Below are 20908 nucleotides of genomic sequence, written 5' to 3' on the forward strand. Positions count from 1 at the left end.
AAAACAATAACAAAAAGGAAAGCTGATATGGCGCACACGCATTCACACACCCCGTCTCCTGGCGATGACAACGCTAAACGCCTTATGCTGGCCTTCGGCGTCACGGCAACGTTTATGGTTATCGAGGTCATTGGTGGCCTGGTATCCGGCTCCCTGGCGCTTCTGGCGGATGCCGGACATATGCTTACCGATGCCGCCGCCCTGCTCTTTGCCCTGTTGGCCGTGCAGTTTGCCCGTCGTCCGCCTAACGCGCGTCATACCTTTGGCTGGCTGCGACTGACCACTCTGGCGGCGTTTGTTAACGCTATTGCTCTGGTGGTTATCACCCTTCTTATCGTCTGGGAAGCCATACAGCGCTTTCGTCACCCACAGCCGGTCGCCGGAGCGACAATGATGGTTATCGCCGTAGCAGGTCTGCTGGCGAATCTTCTGGCGTTCTGGATTTTGCATCGCGGCAGCGGGGAAAAGAACCTCAACGTGCGCGCTGCGGCTCTGCATGTTATGGGCGATTTACTGGGTTCCGTCGGTGCTATTGTGGCCGCGCTGGTGATCCTTTATACCGGCTGGACGCCCGTCGACCCGATTCTTTCCGTGCTGGTATCGTGTCTGGTATTGCGCAGTGCCTGGCGGCTGCTGAAGGAGAGCGTGAATGAACTGCTTGAAGGGGCGCCGGCATCCGTGGACATTGCCGAGCTTAAACGCAACCTGCGTCGTTCCGTGCCCGAAGTGCGCAATGTGCATCATGTTCACGTCTGGCTGGTGGGTGAGAAACCCGTCATGACATTGCACGTCCAGGTGATCCCTACCCATGACCATGATGGCCTGCTTGAGCGCATCCAGCACTTTCTCGAACATCACTATGAGATTGGTCACGCCACCATCCAGATGGAGTACCAGCCCTGTAACGGCCCGGACTGCCACCTGAACGAGGCGCAGTCCGGCCATTCACATCATCACCATCATTAGTTCGAAAGCGCGCGAGAGCCTCGCTCACGCGCGCTGTTAATCCACATCCGGCTCCCATTCAGGGCAATGAAGGTCAGCAGCAGATACTCCAGCGACATCGCGTAGACGCCCTGAAGTGCAAAAATAACCACGCTAATGACGTTAATGACGACCCAGAGCAGCCAGTTCTCAACGTATTTACGGGTCATCAGGATCATCGCAGCAATCGACAGCACCATCATGCAGGAGTCCCAGAACGGGAAAGCATCCGGCTGGAGTGATGGCATAGCGACATTCAGCCCGAGGCCAGACATGACCGACACCGCGACACGGGTCAGGAATGCAAACACCGGGTTGATATAGACGGTCATTAAACCAATGGCGACAACGCAGGCGACAAACCAGGCGATGGCTTTCGGTAAGGGCAGCCAGCGGATTTGCAGCTCTGCCTCCTGCTGGCTGTTCTGCCGCGACCACGCGTACCAACCGTAAATGTTCGCCGCAAAGAAGAACAACTGCAAAAGCAGACTGGCGTACAGCTGGATCTGGAAGAAGATAATCGCAAAGAGCGTAACGTTAATTAACCCGAACGCGTAGTTGCTGATCTTCTCCAGGCTTGCCAGCCAGATACACAATAACCCAGCCAGCGTACCCACGGCCTCAATCCATGACAGGTCATAGCCACCTGCACCAATCGGTATATGAACCAGAATGTTCTGTGTGCTAAAAAAATCCATCTTTTCCCCAGGGCGTATTGAATTAAGTACGTAGTGTAGCCGCAAAATCCAGCATGCGGTTAAGCGGAATTAACGCACCTTCACGCAGAGCAGCATCCACATGGATTTCATGCGTTGCTCCGCCTTTCTCCAGCCCCTCAGCAATAGCTTTCAGGCCGTTCATCGCCATCCACGGGCAGTGCGCGCAGCTACGACACGTCGCCCCCTCGCCCGCCGTTGGTGCTTCAAGCAGCTCTTTCTCAGGCACGGCCTGCTGCATCTTATAGAAGATACCGCGGTCGGTTGCCACGATGAGCTGCTTGTGCGGCAGCGTCCTGGCGGCATTGATAAGCTGGCTTGTGGATCCCACGGCATCCGCCATGTCGACAATGGACTGCGGTGATTCCGGGTGAACAAGGATCGCTGCGTGCGGGTAAAGCGCCTTCATGCGCGAGAGCGCCTGCGTCTTAAATTCGTCATGAACAATACAGGCACCCTGCCAGCAAAGCACGTCAGCGCCGGTCTGCTTCTGCACGTAATTGCCGAGATGGCGGTCAGGCGCCCAGATGATTTTCTCGCCCAGACTGTCCAGATGCTCAATCAGTTCAACGGCGATGCTTGATGTCACGACCCAGTCTGCCCGCGCTTTCACTGCGGCAGAGGTATTGGCATAGACCACCACGGTACGGTCCGGATGGGCATCGCAGAAGGCCGAGAACGCATCAATCGGACAGCCGAGGTCGAGTGAACACTCCGCATGTAGCGTTGGCATCAGAATGGTTTTTTCAGGGCTGAGAATCTTTGCGGTTTCACCCATAAAGCGAACGCCTGCGACCAGTAACGTGGAAGCAGGATGTCTGGCACCAAAGCGTGCCATCTCCAGAGAGTCAGAGATGCAGCCCCCGGTCTCTTCCGCCAGTTGCTGGATTTCCGGGTCGGTGTAGTAATGTGCAACCATCACTGCATCTCGCTCTTTGAGAAGTCGTTTGATCTTCTCACGGTAAAACTGCTTCTCATCCTGACTCAGCGGGACAGGCTTTGGCGGGAAGGGATAGATTGCGGCTTCTGGATCAAACATCACGCTCATTATGGCTTCTCGTTTTACTGGCTTAACATTATTGCCTTTCTTTTGCATAACATAGCAAAACGGACGGCAAATGTGTTTTGTATACTAAACAAGATAGCGAATTTGCGAAAAAAAGTCACCGGAAATAGGTGCGCGTAGCACGCATCGGATGGCGACTTCGCCGGAGCCGACCTGCAAGGTCAAAATATGCGGAATACAGATAGCAAAAAAGCGCCTTTAGGGCGCTTTTTTACATTGGTGGGTCGTGCAGGATTCGAACCTGCGACCAATTGATTAAAAGTCAACTGCTCTACCAACTGAGCTAACGACCCCTTGCGGGATGTACTGCAAATCTATTCAGGCTGGTGGGTCGTGCAGGATTCGAACCTGCGACCAATTGATTAAAAGTCAACTGCTCTACCAACTGAGCTAACGACCCGCTTGGGTGTTGCCTGAATTTTTACTCATACCAATAACCTGGTGGGTCGTGCAGGATGACTCGGCTTCGCCTCGCCCTACGGGCCGTTGCTGTTGCAACGTTATCCTTCACGTTTAACATCTGAGTAAGACATTAAAATTGGTGGGTCGTGCAGGATTCGAACCTGCGACCAATTGATTAAAAGTCAACTGCTCTACCAACTGAGCTAACGACCCGGAGTGGTGGGTGATGACGGGCTCGAACCGCCGACCCCCTCCGTGTAAAGGAGATGCTCTACCAACTGAGCTAATCACCCACTCTGTACTACCGGAACTGCTTTAAGTGGTGGGTCGTGCAGGATTCGAACCTGCGACCAATTGATTAAAAGTCAACTGCTCTACCAACTGAGCTAACGACCCACTTTTACGCTGTTTTCACGTTGTTTGATATCCCGTGGCAACGGCGGCATATATTACTGATTTAAGAATTCAGCGCAACAAAAATTTCGATGAAGATCACTTAACTGCTTACGAATCATGCTGCACGACCAGAAATAACGCGATTTCTGGTCATGCGATAATCATCCCATCGAATTCAGACGTTTTTGCGCCTGCTTCGCACCTTCGGTGCCAGGGAATTTAGCAACCACCTGCTGATAAACCGCTTTCGCTTTCGCAGTGTCACCTTTGTCCTGCATGATGACGCCGACTTTAAACATCGCATCAGGCGCTTTTGGCGATTTCGGGTAATTTTTCACCACTGAGGCAAAATAAAACGCCGCATCGTCCTTTTTACCCTTGTTGTAATTCAGCTGACCCAGCCAATAATTTGCATTTGGCAGATAAGTAGAATCAGGGTATTTCTTCACAAAGTTCTGAAACGCAACGATAGCGTCATCCTGACGAGATTGATCCTGTACCAGGGCAATGGCCGCGTTGTAGTCCGTATTCGCGTCACCGCTCTGAACAGGCGCTCCCGTCGAGGCCGAAGCATCTGCCGCAGGAGCAGGGGTCGACGTCGCCGCACCGCTCTGATCGCCTGCTGCTGGCTGCGCAGCTGCGCCACCGCTGCTGAGACTATCCATCTGCAGCAAGATTTGCTTCTGACGTTCCACAACCTGGTTAAGCTGATACTGGCTTTCCTGAATCTGACCACGGAGAGAATCAATATCGTTTTGGTTGTCGGAAAGTTGTTGCTGGAGTTGGGTTAAAAGCTGACTGTGAGCGTTAGAAATACGCTCGAGTTGAGTGACCCGGTCTTCTACCGAGCCTGAGCCGACACTACTGATTGGTGCCTGAGCAAAAGCGGCCCAGGGGGCCGCTATTCCAACCAGTAACGACAGACTCAACAGATGATGTCTGAAGTTACTGCTCATGCAATTCTCTTAGTAAACCAGTACGGCACGACGGTTTTTGGAGTAAGCCGCTTCGTCGTGACCCAGTACTGCAGGTTTTTCTTTACCGTAAGAAACGATGGAGATCTGGTCAGCAGAAACGCCTTTACCCTGCAGGTACATTTTAACGGCGTTAGCACGACGTTCACCCAGGGAGATGTTGTACTCTGGAGTACCACGTTCGTCCGCGTGACCTTCTACGGTGACTTTGTAAGACGGGTTGCTACGCAGGAAGTTAGCGTGAGCATCCAGCATCGCAGCGAAGTCAGAACGGATGTCGTATTTATCCAGATCGAAGTAAACGATGTTGTTCTGCTGCAGCTGCTGCATCTGAAGACGCGCTTGCTCTTCAGAAGACATGTTGCCATTGCCATTCGCGTCCATACCGGTACCGGCACCCATCATGCCTTCGCCGCTCTGGTCATTGCTTGCATTCTTGTTAGAAGAACACGCTGCGATTGCCATTACAGGCAGAGCGATCATCAGCCCCTTCAGCACTTTGTTCAGTTGCATTTCTATGATTCCTTTAGTAATCAATTAATTATTATTTACAGATACGGCGACCAGGCAGGTGATTTTACCTGTCCATCAGTTGCCGGAATACGCGCTTTGAAACGCCCATCTGTAGAAACCAGATTCAGCACAGATCCCATCCCCTGAGAAGAGCTGTAGATTACCATAGTGCCGTTAGGTGCCAGACTTGGCGTTTCATCCAGGAACGTTGACGACAGAACTTGAACGCCACCCGCTACCAGATCTTGTTTGGCAATGTGCTGCTGCCCACCGTTGGAGCTGACCATTACCATAAATTTACCGTCGCTGCTCACGTCCGCGTTTTGGTTCTGCGAACCTTCCCAGGTAATACGCTGTGGAGCACCGCCGTTGACGTTCACTTTATAGATTTGTGGACGACCTGCCTGGTCAGACGTAAATGCCAGGTTCTGGCTGTCCGGGAACCAGGACGGTTCGGTGTTGTTGCTACGACCATCGGTCACCTGGCGAATTTGACCAGAGCCAATGTCCATCACGTACAGGTTCAGGCTACCGGTTTTAGAGAGCGCAAACGCCAGTTTGGTACCGTCCGGAGAGAACGAAGGCGCACCGTTGTGACGAGGGAACGACGCAACCTGACGAACAGCACCGTTAGCCAGCGTCTGGATAACCAGCGCTGAACGACCGCTTTCGAAGGTAACATAAGCCAGTTTAGAACCGTCTGGAGACCAGGCTGGAGACATCAGCGGCTGAGAAGAACGTTTCACCAGGAACTGATTGTAACCATCGTAGTCAGATACGCGCAGCTCATACGGGAACTGACCGCCATTGGTCTGTACCACATAAGCAATACGGGTACGGAACGCACCTTTAATGCCGGTCAGTTTTTCAAATACCGCATCGCTGGCAGCGTGTGCCGCGTAGCGCAGGTACTGTTTAGTGACCTTGTAAGAGTTCTGTGCCAGAACGGTACCCGGTGCACCGCCGGTATCAACCAGTTGCCATGCAACGTTGTAAGAGCCGTCCGGGTTAGGTGTAACCTGACCAACAACGACAGCATCGATACCGAGTGCAGACCATGCGGCAGGCTGTACTTCCTGCGCGCTGCCCGGCTGCTGAGGCAGACGAGAACGATCTAATGGGTTGAATTTACCGCTGTTACGCAGGTCAGCCGCAACGATGCCACCGGCATCTTCAGGCGCAGCGCCAGGACCGGCCCACTGGAACGGAACAACACCGATTGGGCGTGCCGAATCCACCCCCTGGGTGATCTCGATACGTACTTCTGCGTGCAGTACTGCTGCCCACAGCATTAAAAAACCAAATGCTACACGTAATGCCTGCTTCATCATATCTCCCTTATCCGGGTAACCTTACCCACGATAATTTAGCAGAATGTTAACAAACCCAAATAGACAAAACTACTAAACACTCGTTAGGACAATAGACTGTTTTTCATACTTCCGTAAGGACAGTCGATTACAGTTTAAAGTCCAGTTTGGCATCTTTTATCCGTTCATAAACAGCCTCACTAGGCGGTTTAGGAATGTTCGCCGACCTTGCAGCGGCCAATGCTGCCTGACAAAGCGCAGGATCGCCCCCTTCAGAGGTCACGCTTTTCAACCTACCATCTGGCGCAAGGTTGATATGCAGTACACATTGTTTGCCCTGATAGATGCTTGCATCAAACAGGCGGTTCTGAATCGCAACCTGAATTTGCTTAGCATAAGCGCTGATATCAGCACCCGTCGCCCCACCATTGGCACCAGAAGTACCACTGTCTTTAGAGGGCTGACCACTGCCTTTCGCACCACCGCCCGCTTTCGGCGCATTCTTACCAGAACTCAGGTCGCCCAGGAGATCGTCAACGCCAGCGGCATCCGCGGCTTTCTCAGCGGCGGCCGCTTTTTTGGCGGCGGCTTTCTCTGCAGCAGCTTTCTTATCGGCAGCGGCTTTTTCTGCTGCAGCTTTTTTGTCAGCTGCCGCTTTATCGGCGGCGGCTTTCTTCTCTGCTGCGGCTTTTTCAGCAGCGGCCGCTTTTTCGGCTGCAGCCTTCTCAGCAGCAGCCGCTTTCTTCGCAGCATCGGCAGCAGCTTTCTTCTCTGCTTCCTGAGCGGCTTTCTTCGCGGCTTCCGCTTCAGCTTTTTTCTGAGCATCAGCAGCAGCTTTTTTTGCCGCTTCCGCTTCAGCTTTCTTCTGAGCATCAGCAGCGGCTTTCTTCGCCGCTTCGGCTTCAGCTTTCTTCTGAGCATCGGCTGCAGCTTTCTTCGCCGCTTCCGCCGCTAATTTTGCCTGAGCATCAGCTTGTGCTTTCGCGTCCGCCGCGGCTTTGGCTGCCGCCTCTTCCGCCTGCTTCTGCTGTTCCTGAGCTTTCTTCGCGGCCTCTTCAGCTTGCTTCTGCTGTTCCGCCTGCTCTTTCGCCGCTTCCTGCGCCTGCAAACGTTCTTTCTCAAGCTGCTTCAGTCGCTCCTGCTCAGCGGCCTGCTTTTCACGCAGTTCTTCCGCTTGCTGTTGCGCCTGTTTTTCACGCTGCTCTTCAGCCCGTTTTGCACTCGCCTTCTGCTGTTGCTCGCGGTTATAGTTCTGCACTACCGCACCGGGATCCACCATGACGGCGTCAATGGAAGAGCCTCCACCGCCGCCCGATGATGCATCAATGTGCTCGTCGAACGAACTCCAGATCAGCACTGCAAAAAGAATAACGTGCAGCACTGCGGAGACGATTATCGCTCGCTTAAGCTTGTCGTTCTGTTCGGTTGCCTTTGACACTATCGGTTCCCAAAAACTACGCAGATGATCAAATAGGCTGAGTCATTAAGCCAACTGACTTAACGCCCGCGCTATGTAGCAAGTTCAGCGCTTTAATAATTTCATCGTATGGTACGTCTTTCGCGCCACCGATTAAGAAGACCGTTTTCGGATTTGACTCCAGGCGTCGCTGCGCTTCAGCAATAACCTGCTCAGGTGGCAGTTGATCCATACGATCTTTTTCTACCACTACGCTGTATTGCCCTACACCGGAAACCTCAATGATGACCGGAGGATCGTCATTGGTGCTTACCGCCTGTGATTCTGTCGCATCCGGCAGATCAACCTCCACGCTCTGGGTAATGATGGGTGCTGTCGCCATGAAGATCAGCAGCAGTACCAACAGAACGTCCAGCAGTGGAACGATATTGATTTCGGACTTGAGCTCGCGACGATTTCGTCCACGCGATCTGGCCATGGTTTACCCCTTGTTACTCTCGGTACTGGTAAACGCCTGACGGTGCAGAATCGCGGTGAACTCTTCCATAAAGTTGTCGTAGTTCAGTTCCAGTTTATTCACGCGCTGGTTCAGACGGTTGTAAGCCATAACCGCCGGGATCGCCGCAAACAGACCGATAGCGGTCGCAATCAGTGCTTCTGCAATACCCGGGGCAACCATCTGCAACGTCGCCTGCTTCACCGCCCCCAGGGCGATAAAGGCGTGCATAATCCCCCAGACCGTACCAAACAGACCGATATACGGGCTGATGGAACCAACGGTTCCCAGGAAAGGAATATGCGTTTCAAGGTTTTCCAGCTCGCGATTCATGGAGATACGCATCGCACGCGAGGCACCTTCCACGACCGCTTCGGGCGCGTGGCTGTTTGCGCGATGCAAACGAGCAAACTCTTTGAATCCGCTATAGAAAATCTGTTCGGAGCCTACGAGGTTATCACGGCGTCCCTGGCTTTCCTGATACAGACGAGAAAGCTCAATACCCGACCAGAACTTATCTTCAAACGCTTCTGCTTCACGGCCAGCCGCATTGAGGATACGCGTTCTCTGGATGATGATGGCCCAGGATGCGATTGAAAAACCAATCAAAATCAACATGATAAGTTTAACCAGAAGGCTTGCCTTCAGGAACAAATCAAGGATATTCATGTCAGTCACTGCTTAAACTCCGCGACAATAGACTTAGGAAGCGCACGAGGCTTCATTATGGTTGGATCAACACAGACGATCAGGACTTCAGCTGAGTTCAGTACCGTATTTTCTGCATTGACTATCCGCTGCGTGAAAACCATTGAGGTTCCGCGCATTGATGTAATTTCAGTTTGGACTTCGAGCATATCGTCGAGTCTGGCAGGCGCAAAATACTCAAGCGTCATCTTGCGAACCACGAAGGCAACTCGCTCAGCCAACAGCTCCTGTTGACTAAAGTGATGATGGCGCAGCATCTCTGTGCGTGCCCGTTCATAAAAAGCAACGTAGCTGGCGTGGTAAACCACACCCCCGGCATCGGTATCTTCGTAATAGACACGAACCGGCCATCGAAACAGCGTTGTATTCACTTTACATCCCAGTAATGCAACAAAAGTTAGAGCTTTTAAACTTCGCTACTATACGCGCGGGAAAGATGGTTTGGAATGGGAGAAAGTAAACGGAGAGTAAATTTTTATGGGCCAGGGTAAGCCCATATCATTAACGGACATTTCTTATTCAGAAGAAGAAGAAAATCAAGCCAGCGAGAAGCACCAGATCGGCGATAAGTGGGCAGAAAATCCCCTGCCAGTGCAGCGCTTTCGGACGAAAGCCTACGCCGTGGATCACACCTGCGCACACCGCCCACATAATGAGGAAGCCGTGCCAGATCTCAAGCTCGCTGGTCTTCGCTGCAAAGCGCGAAGGGTCCCAGAAGATACAACCTGCCAGCAGTAATGCCATCACTAAAGAAAGCGCCCTTAACGGGCGCTTATCCATTACCGCGTAAAGCGTCGCGATAATGTTCATTAGTGTTTGTCTTCACCTGCTTTAGACGCTTCGACGTGCTCAAGCGCCAGGGCAGTAATGACACCAAATGCACAGGCAAGAAGCGTCCCTAAAATCCATGCGAAATACCACATATTCAGCTCCTTACTTAGTACAGAGAATGAGTGTTGCTTTCAATATCTTCTTTCGTGATACGACCGAACATTTTCCAGTAACACCAGGCGGTGTACAGCAGGATAATCGGTACGAACACGCAAGCAACATACGTCATCAGGTTAAGCGTCAGCTGGCTGGACGTTGCATCCCACATGGTCAGGCTTGCATTCATCATCGTGCTGGACGGCATGACAAATGGGAACATCGCGATACCTGCAGTCAGAATAATGCACGCCAGCGTCAGTGAGGAAAATACAAATGCCAGGGCACCTTTTTCCAGACGTGACGTCAGTATCGTCAGCAGCGGCAGCAACACACCCAGTGCCGGAATAGCCCACAGAACAGGCATATTGTTGAAGTTCACCAGCCAAGCGCCAGCCTGACGCGCCACTTCTTTCGTCAGCGGGTTAGACGGTGCCGTGTGGTTAATTGCAGACGTAATGACATAACCGTCGATACCGTACATCACCCATACGCCGGCCAGTGCGAAGCACACCAGGGTAATAAGCGCAGCAACCTGCGCCGTTGCACGAGAGCGAAGATGCAGTTCACCTACGGTACGCATCTGCAGATAGGTCGCACCCTGAGTAATGATCATTGCCACACTCACCACGCCTGCCAGGAGACCAAACGGATTCAGCAGCTGGAAGAAGTTACCGGTGTAGTAAAGACGCATGTATTCATCGATGTGGAACGGTACACCCTGCAGCAGGTTACCGAACGCCACGCCAATCACCAGCGGTGGAACGAAGCTACCAATGAAGATGCCCCAGTCCCACATGTTGCGCCAGCGGGTGTCTTCAATCTTGGAACGGTAGTCGAAACCAACCGGACGGAAGAATAAAGAAGCCAGCACCAGAATCATCGCCACATAGAAACCGGAGAACGCAGCCGCGTAGACCATCGGCCAGGCAGCGAACAGCGCGCCGCCTGCGGTGATCAGCCACACCTGGTTACCGTCCCAGTGCGGGGCGATGGAGTTAATCATGATTCGACGCTCGGTGTCATTACGACCGAGGAAACGGGTGAGCATCCCCACCCCCATGTCGAAACCGTCAGTGACTGCGAAACCGATCAGCAGAATACCGACCAGCAGCCACCAGATAAAACGCAATACTTCATAATCGATCATTTGATGACTCCTGTCTTAGCGTGCCGGCTGAGTAGTCGCACCGGACTGCTCGTAGTGATAGCGACCGGTTTTCAGGCTGCTTGGGCCAAGGCGCGCGAACTTGAACATCAGGAACAGTTCAGCCACCAGGAACAGGGTGTACAGACCACAAATCAGCAGCATGGAGAAGATCAGATCGCCTGCAGTCAGAGAGGAGTTCGCTACCGCCGTTGGCAGCACCTCACCGATCGCCCATGGCTGACGGCCATATTCCGCAACAAACCAGCCGGATTCGATAGCAATCCACGGCAGTGGAATACCATACAGCGCGGTACGCAGCAGCCATTTTTTCTCACCGATGCGGTTACGAATCACGGACCAGAAGGACGCCGCAATGATCAGCAGCATGATGATGCCGCAGCCCACCATGATACGGAATGCGAAGTACAGTGGCGCCACGCGTGGAATGGAGTCTTTGGTCGCCATCTGGATTTGCGCTTCCGTCGCGTCGGAGACGTTCGGGGTATAGCGTTTCAGCAGCAGACCGTAACCCAGATCTTTCTTCACATCGTTGAACTGGTCACGCACGGCCTGGTCGGTAGAACCCGCACGCAGCTGCTCCAGCAGCGCGTAAGCTTTCATACCGTTACGGATACGGCCTTCATGCTGCACCATCAGCTCTTTCAGACCCGTCACCTGCTTGTCGACGGAGCGGGTGGCAATGATGCCGAGCGCGTAAGGAATTTGAATGGCGAAGCGGTTTTCCTGTGCATCCTGGTCGGGAACACCGAACAGAGTAAAGGCAGCAGGCGCGGGTTGGGTTTCCCATTCGGCTTCGATAGCGGCCAGTTTGGTTTTCTGCACGTCACCCATTTCGTAACCGGATTCATCACCCAGCACGATAACAGAGAGGATTGCAGCCATACCGAAGCTTGCAGCGATAGCAAAGGAGCGCTTAGCAAACGCGAAGTCACGACCACGCAGCATGTAGTAAGAGCTGATGCCCAGTACAAACATCGCGCCGCACACATAGCCAGACGCCACGGTGTGAACGAATTTAACCTGTGCGACCGGGTTCAGCACCAGCTCGGCAAAGCTGACCATCTCCATACGCATGGTTTCGAAGTTGAAATCAGACGCGATAGGGTTCTGCATCCAGCCGTTCGCGACCAGGATCCACAGTGCGGACAGGTTCGAACCGAGTGCCACCAGCCAGGTCACCGCCATATGCTGGACTTTGCCCAGACGGTCCCAACCGAAGAAGAACAGACCTACAAAGGTGGATTCGAGGAAGAAGGCCATCAGACCTTCAATGGCCAGCGGCGCACCGAAGATATCCCCAACGTAGTGAGAATAGTAAGACCAGTTAGTCCCGAACTGGAACTCCATGGTCAAACCGGTAGCCACGCCCAGTGCAAAGTTGATACCAAACAACTTGCCCCAGAACTTGGTCATATCTTTATAAATCTGTTTGCCGGAGAGGACGTAGACCGTTTCCATGATGGCCAGCAGGAACGCCATACCGAGCGTTAGTGGCACAAACAGGAAGTGGTACATCGCGGTCAAGGCAAACTGTAAGCGCGACAGTTCGACTATATCTAACATCATGACTCCTTGCTCATCGCATGAAGACTCCGAGAGTGAACCCCGTTAGAAAAGGATTCACACACATGCCCCAATACAAATTATTCGCATCCATGTCGTCGCGCTTAGCCTGAGAAAGGATAAAAGCAATGACGATAGGTTACAAATACGTTAATAAAAAACTCAAATTGATCCCGCAAATATAATACGCTGCAAAACCCTTACAATAAACAGGTTTTTATTGAATCACATTTACGTTTTTCGACGGCGATCAATTTATAGCAAAATTACCACTTTTCAGCCATTTTGATCGGGGACAATTTACCGCCTTTCGACACCTTTTTCCAAGGATTAAACTTTGATTTAAATCAAAAAGCACCATTTCTGTTAACCATGTTTAAATGTGGTGAGAATGGTAAAAACCTTGTTAATGCTATGTGTACGACGAGATATTTGGAGTTATCAAAAGCAAGAAAGAATATAAACAGACGTGATTTATTTTAACGCTGAAGAACAACGCATCTTTACATTCGCGTTAACGTATAAAGGTAGTCGTCAGCGCGTTTTTTTTCCATTGTGCGACGACAGCCGCAGATAATTACATTTATTTTACCTGCAACACGCTTAAAATTAACACCTCAATGTGACTATTCAATAAAAAAGGCTGCCCTGCGCGCAGCCTTTTGTTCACTTCAGACGCTACCTTTCCGTTTTCAGGCTAAAAGTCCGCGATTGCCCAGGCCTGAACAGGCCCGTAATGCCCTTTTCTTCTCCCCTGCCTGCCAGCACCTGTTCTTTTAAATCCGTCTCGCAACAGCCTTTAAGGGCCTGATTCCACGATAAAGAGGCATCACAGGACACAGATTCCGACGGATTGAACAGACGAAGGATAAGCGCGTCCCGATCCTCCGCCTTTTTTATCGCGCTCATAACACAGCCTGTCGGCGAAAGGGTCAGCAGGCTGTATCTGTCCGGCGTGCTGAACGGCGCACGGTTAAGTTTCATGGCATCCCAGGGGATTTTGTTATAACACTGGACGGGGGTAAGCCACGCTTTCGCCTGCTGAGCAACGCCGGCGTTCTCGGGAGAGCCGCTAAAACTTAGAAGGCTAAAACGGCAATCGAGACTGCCCCGAAGCTGCGAGTCCGGAACGGCCATTTTTATGCCGGACGGTCGGCCCGGGCGCAACAGCAAATCTTCCTTTCCCAGCACGCCCACACCGCGTAAAAGGGTCAGAGCAAACGCTTTTTCCGCCTCCCCCACCACTTCAAATTCGCGTAACCCTTCTGTGAACAGGGCAAGCCCGTTTCGTTCCTGCTGCAGCACGGCGTAGTTAAGTAAATTCCAGACGGGAACCGGTGCCTCTTTCCAGCCCTCTTCTTGCCAGTTAGCCATCGCGTCATCGCGAACCGGGCGCGTTATTGAGCCAAACTGCGTATCTGACAGTACCTGCTCCGTCATAAACGGCGTCGGGATAAGCACGCGGACCCGGTGATCGTCAGCCTGATTATCCAGACGCGCCACAACATCTACACGCCTGCTGTTATGGATGAGAGTAACCTCAAATTCCACCGCAAGAGCGCCATTGCGCAGGCGGGCCGACCGCTCGGCCAGGTTTGCCGGAACGGCGATGCGATGCTGGATCACTGCCCTGCTCTGCCAGGCTTCCTGTATCACCTCAACATGATGCTGCCCGTGCGCTGAAGTGAGCCGCCACTCTTCCCGGGAAGGCGAGTAGTCGTACTCATCGCCATCATCCGACCCCTCTTCAATTTCCAGTACGCGGTCATAAATAAGTCCGGATTCTTTATCACGCAGGCGCAGCGTGCCATCGTCATTTATATCAATTTGCCAGAAGGCGTTTTCCAGCAGAGCATCCGTTTTTGCCCTCGCGGGAAGCCTCTTTTCAGGAACCTGGGGCTCGATGTAAAGCGTGCGGTATCCCATCGCGGGCAGGATCTGACAGATTTGGATATCAAACTCCATAAACGGATCGTAATTACCATAGTGCACGATTTGCCGGTCAATCAGCCCCGGGTCTATTTCCCGGGCGCGGCGAATAAAACAGGGGATCTCATTGCCTTTATCATCCCGCAACCGGAACTGGCTCGCGCGCAGACGAAGGGTGGTGTTAATCACCTCTTCACGGGGCCAGGGCATCAGATTGAACATCACCAGCTTGTCGGCCTCGCTTTGCGGCATATTGTCGACAATCTTGCGCATCGAGAAACGCGTGAGGTTATCGGCCATGTCTTCAGCGAGCGCAAACCGGGCCATAATCTCACGATGCACTTTGTCGCTGCAGCAGCAGCCAATACTGTCGTGAGCATGATTCTTGAGGATCTCTTTCCACATTTTCTCCAGCAAACCGTGGTGATACTCGAAGCCCAGCATCCAGGCGAGCGCCGCCAGCGGTTCGAGGATATTCACGATTTTGTTTTCAATGCGGGCGTGGGCAATTTTGATGTCCATCCGTGTGGAGCCGATTGTCCGGTGTACACGCATGTATTTGCCGTCGATAAACTCCCCTTTCAGCGTCGCCAGTTCGTCACGGTGCGCTTCAGTATGTTCAAAGACCTCCTCGAACCGGCTCATCACAAATTTCCGCTGCGGGTACATCTTTCGAAGGGTATCCATCACCGCGAAAATGTTCTGCTGGAGGGGCATCTGGTCGTGACCGTTAGGCAGCAGAATCTCTTTCGTCACGGAAGCGTTCTCCAGCAATGTAAGCCAGGTATCGAGCCGTTTACGCAGCCCCGCTTCATCCTCCGGTAAGTACTTACCAATCGCGTAGCCCAGCGGTAGTACCTGCGCCGTAACTTCGCTGCCGTCTGCGCTCTGCCATAAAAATTCTGTTTTATCGGTGCCGTGACGCTCAGAACATCCGCGCCAGAACAGCGTGCGGGTGATGCCAAAGCCGTTATAGATATGCGGAAGTTGCCCGGACATGCCAAACGAATCCGGCAGATACCCTATTTTCATCGGCTCACCGAATTCCATGCAGTCGCGTATCCCGTACATCAGGTTGCGAACGATCGATTCGCCGCTGACTATCGTGGTGTCGGTCTGGGTATACCACGGCCCGATAATCAGCTTTCCGCGCTCAACCAGCGCTTTTACCCGGGGCCGGTTGTCCGGCACGACGGCGAAGTAATCCTCCAGTACCGCGGTCTGTCCATCAAGAACGTAGTATTTATACTCTTCGTCCTGCTCCAGACGGGTCAGGATCTCCTCCATGTTATTGACCAAAAGGATCCGCGACGCTTCGGTGGTGAAATACCACTCACGGTCCCAGTGCATATGTGGCGTGATATGAACGCGAGATACAGCTTTCATCTTCGTTTCCTGTAAATGAATTTATGGCGTGACGTCTTCCGTCAGGTATTTGCCTTTTTTTACGCCCTGACGTCGCCAGAACAGTAAGATGAGCGTAGAGAGCATCGTTCCCGCCAGCGCAGCACCAAACCAGCCTGCCGCCGCGATCGCGCCACCCATCCCCGCGTCATGCAGTAAAAAGAGAGAGAAGATGCCCGCCCCCGGCGTAGACAACCCGATACCCATTGCACCGATAATCGCCCCTGTTGCCATCGAGCCAACAACAAACGAGCCAATCACCCGCAGCGGATCTTCAATGGCCATCGGAATTGCCCCTTCGGTGATGCCCGCAAGGCCCAGCAGCCACGTCGACTTGCCGGTTTCGATTTCAAACGGTTTAAAGAGATGCGGTGCCAGCATGGTTGAAGCCGTGACGGTAAAAGCCGAGACCATTTTGACGGAAGCAAAAATGGCATACGGCCCGTAAACGCCGTTGGCCATCGCCCCCAGACAGAACGCATAGGCCGCTTTGTTGACCGGTCCCCCTAAATCGAACGAGCACATAAAACCGAGCAGAGTGCCCAGTAGCAGCGCATTGGCACCGGAGAGCCCGTTAAGCCATGCCGTGAGGGAGGAGTTGATCCACGCGACCGGCTCGCCGATCACGAACAGCATCAGGCTGCCCGCGCCCAGCACGCCAATCACCGGGTAGAGGTAATAGGTTAAAAAGCCGTTATAATGCTGACTCAGACGGATATGGTTTTTCACCCAGCGCATCAGATAGCCGGCAATCAGGCCACCTGCAATCGCCCCTAAAAAACCTGAACCGATCATATTGGCGGCAAGACCGGCCGCAAAACCCGGCGCCAGAGCAGGTTTATCTGCCAGCGAGTAGGCGGTATACGCGGCCAGTACCGGCACCATTAACGTGCCTAACATCCCCCCGCCGAGTTTGCGATACATCCACAGCCATGAGTTCTCTTGCTCAAACAGATGCTGTAATCCCAACATCTGTGCCAGCAATACCGCGACGGCCAGCACCGTGCCTCCCGCCACAATCAGCGGCACGGCAAAGGAAATACCGCTGAGCAGGGCCTGCTTAAGCTCCGTTTTAAGGCTCTTGCTCACATCATTGCCGGTGTGCACCTGGCGATCCGTGTCCGCGGGGGGTAAGGCCAACGCACGCTTAATAAGCGCTTCGGCATGGCGAAGCGGTTCCGCGACCGGCACGGACAGCGTCGGGATGCCCTGAAAACGCTCGCTCTCTTTGAGAGCCACTTCTGCGGCAATGATACAGGCCTGCGCAGTGCGTAACTGCTGCGCGGTCAACCGCCCTTCGATACCGTTCGCCCCCTGCTTTTCCACCACCACGTTTACGCCAAGCTTACGCCCCGCTTTTTCCAGATACTCAGCTGCCATATAGGTATGCGCAATGCCGGCGGGGCATGCAGTTACACAAACGATGGTTGGCGCATCCACGAACGCGACAGCGTTATCTTCCTGTGGCACATCGTCCAGCGCGGCGAGTAGCGCTGCTGCCGTGGTAGCCGCCATGACGCGCGCCCGAAGAGTTTCATCCGCCAGACGAGAAGTAAGTTCAGTCAGCACCTGGATATGGGTTGAGCCAGCTTCAGCCGGTGGAATGGCAAGCAGGAAAATCAGCTCGACATTTTCCGGGCCATCCACGCCTTCCCAGCTCAGCGGTTCACACAGGGTGGCTACGGCAAAAGCCGCCTCTTTCACCACCGCTGATTTACCATGCGGGACTGCCAGCCCTTCGCCAAGCGCGGTAGGGCCTAGCGATTCCCGATGAAAGACTTCGGTTAAAAACGCATTGCCGTCGGTAATTTTGCCGAGCGTCACCAGCCGCATCGTGAGCTGGCGTATTGCTTCATCACGACTGGTGTACTGCGCCTGCACGCAGACAGCGTCGGGATGGGTCAGGGTCGTCAGGTTCATCAGGATCCTCACACTCAAGGGTAATTGTTCAGAATCGATTGTGACAGACGGACTGATACCTTTATGTGATCATTTTCACTAACACCGACAATTTGTATTTAATTTGTATTATTTACAAATTCTGTGCTGGAGGCATAATTCCGTGAAAAGGTATTAGAAGGCAGACGACATGGGCAATAAACCGATGTACCGGCAGATAGCGGATGCGCTTCGCGAGAAAATTACCGCCAGTGAGTTAAAACCCGGTGATGCGTTACCGACGGAATCCAGCCTGCAGGAGACATTTAGCGTCAGTCGCGTCACGGTGAGGCAGGCACTGAAGCTCCTCACTGAAGAGCAGATTATCGAGAGCATTCAGGGCAGCGGCTCCTATGTGAAAGAGGAGCGCGTCAATTACGACATTTATCAGCTTACCGGCTTTTATGAAAAACTGGCGGACCGAAACGTCGATACCCACAGCGACGTAAAAACATTCGAAGTGATCAAAGCGGATGTGAAACTGGCTGAGACGCTTAACATTCGCCCGGATGACAAAGTGTGGCATGTCAAACGGGTGCGCTTTATTAAGCAAAAACCGGTGAATCTGGAAGAGACGTGGATGCCGCTGGCGATGTTCGCCGACCTCACCTGGGAGGTGATGGAAAATTCCAAATATCACTACATCGAACAGATCAAGAAGATGGTTATCGATCGCAGTGAACAGGAACTGGTTCCGATCGTGCCCTCACAGGAGGCGATCGACGCGCTGGCGCTGGATCCGGCAAAACCGATACTGGAAAAGGTGTCACGCGGCTTTCTGAAGGATGGGCGGGTGTTTGAATACAGCCGTAACGTGTTTAACAGCGACGATTACAAATTCACGCTGGTCGCAAAACGCAGGCATTAAAAAAGGCCGCTTTACAGCGGCCAACCATGTCGAAACGGACACTTATTACTTCAACGCTCCCTTTTACAGGGAGCAGAGAGGATTTACTTAATGATGGATTTCAGTGCTTCGCCGATATCCGCCAGGCTGCGAACGGTTTTCACGCCTGCGGCTTCCAGCGCGGCGAATTTCTCATCAGCCGTACCTTTACCGCCTGCGATAATCGCGCCTGCGTGACCCATACGCTTACCTTTCGGCGCTGTCACACCTGCGATATAACCGACAACCGGCTTGGTCACATGTTCTTTGATATACGCAGCCGCTTCTTCTTCTGCGCTACCGCCGATTTCACCGATCATCACGATCGCTTCGGTCTGCGGATCTTCCTGGAACATTTTCAGGATATCAATGAAGTTAGAACCTGGGATGGGGTCACCACCGATGCCCACACAGGTGGACTGGCCGAAACCGTAGTCGGTAGTCTGCTTAACCGCTTCATAGGTCAGCGTACCGGAACGGGAGACGATACCCACTTTACCCGGTTTGTGAATGTGACCCGGCATGATGCCGATTTTGCATTCGCCTGGGGTGATAACGCCCGGGCAGTTCGGGCCGATCATGCGCACGCCAGCTTCATCCAGCTTCACTTTCACGGTCAGCATATCCAGCGTCGGGATACCTTCGGTGATGGTGATGATGAGCTTGATGCCCGCGTCAATCGCTTCCAGAATCGAGTCTTTGCAGAACGGAGCCGGAACGTAGATAACGGTCGCGGTCGCGCCCGTCGCTTCAACTGCTTCGCGCACGGTGTTGAATACCGGCAGGCCCAGGTGCGTGGTGCCGCCTTTACCTGGCGTTACGCCGCCAACCATCTGCGTGCCGTAGGCAATCGCCTGTTCGGAGTGGAAAGTCCCCTGGCTACCGGTGAAGCCCTGGCAGATAACCTTGGTATCTTTATTAATTAAAACTGACATTATTTCCCCTCCACTGCGGCAACAACCTGCTGAGCTGCATCCGTCAGACTTTTCGCTGCAATAATATTCAGGCCGCTGTCAGCCAGTTTTTTCGCGCCGAGTTCAGCGTTGTTACCTTCCAGACGCACCACAACCGGGACGTTAACACCCACTTCTTCTACCGCACCGATGATACCGTCTGCGATCAGGTCGCAACGCACGATACCGCCGAAGATGTTAACCAGCACGGCTTTGACGTTGTCGTCAGAGAGGATGATTTTGAACGCTTCGGTTACACGCTCTTTGGTTGCGCCACCACCCACGTCGAGGAAGTTTGCAGGCTCACCGCCGTGCAGCTTAACGATGTCCATGGTGCCCATCGCCAGACCTGCGCCGTTAACCATGCAGCCGATGTTGCCATCCAGCGCCACGTAGTTCAGTTCCCACTGTGCAGCCTGCGCTTCACGCGGGTCTTCCTGAGACTGGTCGCGCATTTCACGCAGATCCGGCTGGCGGAACAGTGCGTTGCCGTCAGCGCCCAGTTTGCCGTCGAGGCAGATCAGGTCGCCCTGAGTGGTGATGACCAGCGGGTTGATCTCGATCAGCGCCAGGTCGCGCTCCAGGAAGATGGTTGCCAGACCCATGAAGATCTTGGTGAACTGCTGAACCAGCTTGCCTTCCAGACCCAGTTTGAACGCCAGCTCACGACCCTGGTAAGGCATAGGGCCTGCCAGCGGATCGATCGCCACTTTGTGGATCAGGTGTGGCGTCTCTTCTGCCACTTTCTCGATTTCCACGCCGCCTTCGGTAGACGCCATGAACACCACACGACGGGAGCTACGGTCAACAACCGCACCCAGGTACAGTTCTTTCGCGATGTCAGTTGCAGCTTCAACCAGGATCTGGTTGACAGGCTGACCGTTCGCATCTGTCTGGTACGTTACCAGACGCTTGCCGAGCCAATGTTCAGCAAACGCACGAATCTCTTCTTTACTCTTAACAACCTTCACACCGCCCGCTTTACCACGGCCACCAGCGTGAACCTGACACTTAACTACCCAAGGGCCGGAACCGATTTTAGATGCGGCTTCTTCTGCTTCACGCGGGGTAGTACAGGCATAACCCACCGGAGCCGGTAAGCCATACCGGGCAAACAGCTGTTTGGCCTGATATTCATGTAAGTTCATGTGTTCT

The 20908-nt window shown here is 53.3% G+C and carries 19 protein-coding genes and 5 tRNA genes; 2 read left to right on the forward strand and 22 right to left on the reverse strand.

The features are described from left to right. Positions 1–27: 27 nt before the first annotated feature. Entirely contained in the window at positions 28–966 is a 939-nt protein-coding gene (gene zitB / locus BJ887_RS15505; protein ID WP_020884956.1) for a CDF family zinc transporter ZitB, read from the forward strand. Here the strand turns inward: zitB and pnuC are convergent. From pnuC to mngA, 20 genes are all read right to left on the reverse strand, one after another. Then, positions 963–1682 (reverse strand): nicotinamide riboside transporter PnuC, encoded by a 720-nt coding sequence (gene pnuC / locus BJ887_RS15510; protein ID WP_020884957.1) that lies wholly within the window; start codon positions 1680–1682, stop codon positions 963–965. The two genes, zitB and pnuC, sit on opposite strands and share 4 nt — an antisense overlap. A 22-nt stretch (positions 1683–1704) precedes the next feature. Continuing rightward, entirely contained in the window at positions 1705–2748 is a 1044-nt protein-coding gene (nadA, locus tag BJ887_RS15515; RefSeq protein ID WP_020884958.1) for a quinolinate synthase NadA, read from the reverse strand. A 235-nt stretch (positions 2749–2983) separates the two neighbouring features. Next, positions 2984–3059 (reverse strand) — tRNA-Lys (locus tag BJ887_RS15520). 31 nt (positions 3060–3090) lie between these two features. Then, positions 3091–3166 (reverse strand) — tRNA-Lys (locus tag BJ887_RS15525). Positions 3167–3305: 139 nt separating this feature from the next. Continuing rightward, positions 3306–3381 (reverse strand) — tRNA-Lys (locus BJ887_RS15530). Positions 3382–3385: 4 nt separating this feature from the next. Then, positions 3386–3461 (reverse strand) — tRNA-Val (locus tag BJ887_RS15535). A 27-nt stretch (positions 3462–3488) separates the two neighbouring features. Further along, a tRNA-Lys gene (locus tag BJ887_RS15540) sits at positions 3489–3564 on the reverse strand. Between the two features lie 161 nt (positions 3565–3725). Further along, entirely contained in the window at positions 3726–4520 is a 795-nt protein-coding gene (gene cpoB / locus BJ887_RS15545; RefSeq protein ID WP_014169189.1) for a cell division protein CpoB, read from the reverse strand. 9 nt (positions 4521–4529) lie between these two features. Then, on the reverse strand, positions 4530–5051 hold the full coding sequence (gene pal / locus BJ887_RS15550; protein WP_003858578.1) for a peptidoglycan-associated lipoprotein Pal: 522 nt from the start codon (positions 5049–5051) through the stop codon (positions 4530–4532). A gap of 35 nt (positions 5052–5086) precedes the next feature. Beyond that, entirely contained in the window at positions 5087–6379 is a 1293-nt protein-coding gene (gene tolB / locus BJ887_RS15555) for a Tol-Pal system beta propeller repeat protein TolB (protein ID WP_025204648.1), read from the reverse strand. A 130-nt stretch (positions 6380–6509) separates the two neighbouring features. Then, entirely contained in the window at positions 6510–7799 is a 1290-nt protein-coding gene (gene tolA, locus BJ887_RS15560) for a cell envelope integrity protein TolA (protein WP_121340085.1), read from the reverse strand. 28 nt (positions 7800–7827) lie between these two features. Continuing rightward, positions 7828–8256 carry a colicin uptake protein TolR gene (tolR, locus tag BJ887_RS15565; protein ID WP_014169185.1) on the reverse strand — a complete coding sequence of 143 codons (429 nt, stop codon included), beginning with the start codon at positions 8254–8256 and terminating at the stop codon, positions 7828–7830. Positions 8257–8259: 3 nt separating this feature from the next. Beyond that, entirely contained in the window at positions 8260–8952 is a 693-nt protein-coding gene (gene tolQ, locus BJ887_RS15570; protein WP_014169184.1) for a Tol-Pal system protein TolQ, read from the reverse strand. Then, on the reverse strand, positions 8949–9353 hold the full coding sequence (ybgC, locus tag BJ887_RS15575) for a tol-pal system-associated acyl-CoA thioesterase (RefSeq protein ID WP_014169183.1): 405 nt from the start codon (positions 9351–9353) through the stop codon (positions 8949–8951). Before ybgC ends, tolQ begins: the two co-directional genes overlap by 4 nt. A 148-nt stretch (positions 9354–9501) precedes the next feature. Beyond that, on the reverse strand, positions 9502–9792 hold the full coding sequence (gene ybgE, locus BJ887_RS15580; protein WP_020884961.1) for a cyd operon protein YbgE: 291 nt from the start codon (positions 9790–9792) through the stop codon (positions 9502–9504). Next, a complete protein-coding gene (gene cydX, locus BJ887_RS15585; protein ID WP_014169181.1) occupies positions 9792–9905 on the reverse strand; it encodes a cytochrome bd-I oxidase subunit CydX in 114 nt (37 codons plus the stop codon). Before cydX ends, ybgE begins: the two co-directional genes overlap by 1 nt. 14 nt (positions 9906–9919) lie before the next feature. Then, the gene (cydB, locus tag BJ887_RS15590; protein ID WP_014169180.1) at positions 9920–11059 is read right to left on the reverse strand and encodes a cytochrome d ubiquinol oxidase subunit II; all 1140 of its coding nucleotides are present in this window, start codon (positions 11057–11059) and stop codon (positions 9920–9922) included. Between the two features lie 15 nt (positions 11060–11074). Continuing rightward, the gene (cydA, locus tag BJ887_RS15595) at positions 11075–12643 is read right to left on the reverse strand and encodes a cytochrome ubiquinol oxidase subunit I (RefSeq protein ID WP_020884962.1); all 1569 of its coding nucleotides are present in this window, start codon (positions 12641–12643) and stop codon (positions 11075–11077) included. 678 nt (positions 12644–13321) lie between these two features. Beyond that, positions 13322–15958, reverse strand: a complete 2637-nt coding sequence (mngB, locus tag BJ887_RS15600) for a mannosylglycerate hydrolase (RefSeq protein ID WP_121340086.1) — start codon at positions 15956–15958, stop codon at positions 13322–13324. Positions 15959–15979: 21 nt separating this feature from the next. Next, positions 15980–17896, reverse strand: a complete 1917-nt coding sequence (gene mngA, locus BJ887_RS15605; protein ID WP_121340087.1) for a PTS 2-O-a-mannosyl-D-glycerate transporter subunit IIABC — start codon at positions 17894–17896, stop codon at positions 15980–15982. Between the two features lie 169 nt (positions 17897–18065). Between mngA and BJ887_RS15610 the strand changes: the two genes are divergently transcribed. Then, entirely contained in the window at positions 18066–18782 is a 717-nt protein-coding gene (locus tag BJ887_RS15610) for a GntR family transcriptional regulator (RefSeq protein ID WP_121340088.1), read from the forward strand. Between the two features lie 83 nt (positions 18783–18865). Here the strand turns inward: BJ887_RS15610 and sucD are convergent, their stop codons facing one another. Together sucD and sucC are read right to left on the reverse strand one after the other, a co-directional pair. Continuing rightward, positions 18866–19735 carry a succinate--CoA ligase subunit alpha gene (gene sucD, locus BJ887_RS15615; protein WP_014169173.1) on the reverse strand — a complete coding sequence of 290 codons (870 nt, stop codon included), beginning with the start codon at positions 19733–19735 and terminating at the stop codon, positions 18866–18868. Beyond that, positions 19735–20901, reverse strand: coding sequence for an ADP-forming succinate--CoA ligase subunit beta (gene sucC / locus BJ887_RS15620; protein WP_006809579.1), 1167 nt, complete (start codon positions 20899–20901; stop codon positions 19735–19737). The genes sucD and sucC overlap by 1 nt, the downstream gene beginning before the upstream one ends. Positions 20902–20908: the final 7 nt, after the last annotated feature.

The sequence above is a fragment of the Enterobacter sp. WPR_3_1 genome (genome assembly GCF_003635055.1).
Lineage (GTDB): Bacteria > Pseudomonadota > Gammaproteobacteria > Enterobacterales > Enterobacteriaceae > Enterobacter > Enterobacter ludwigii.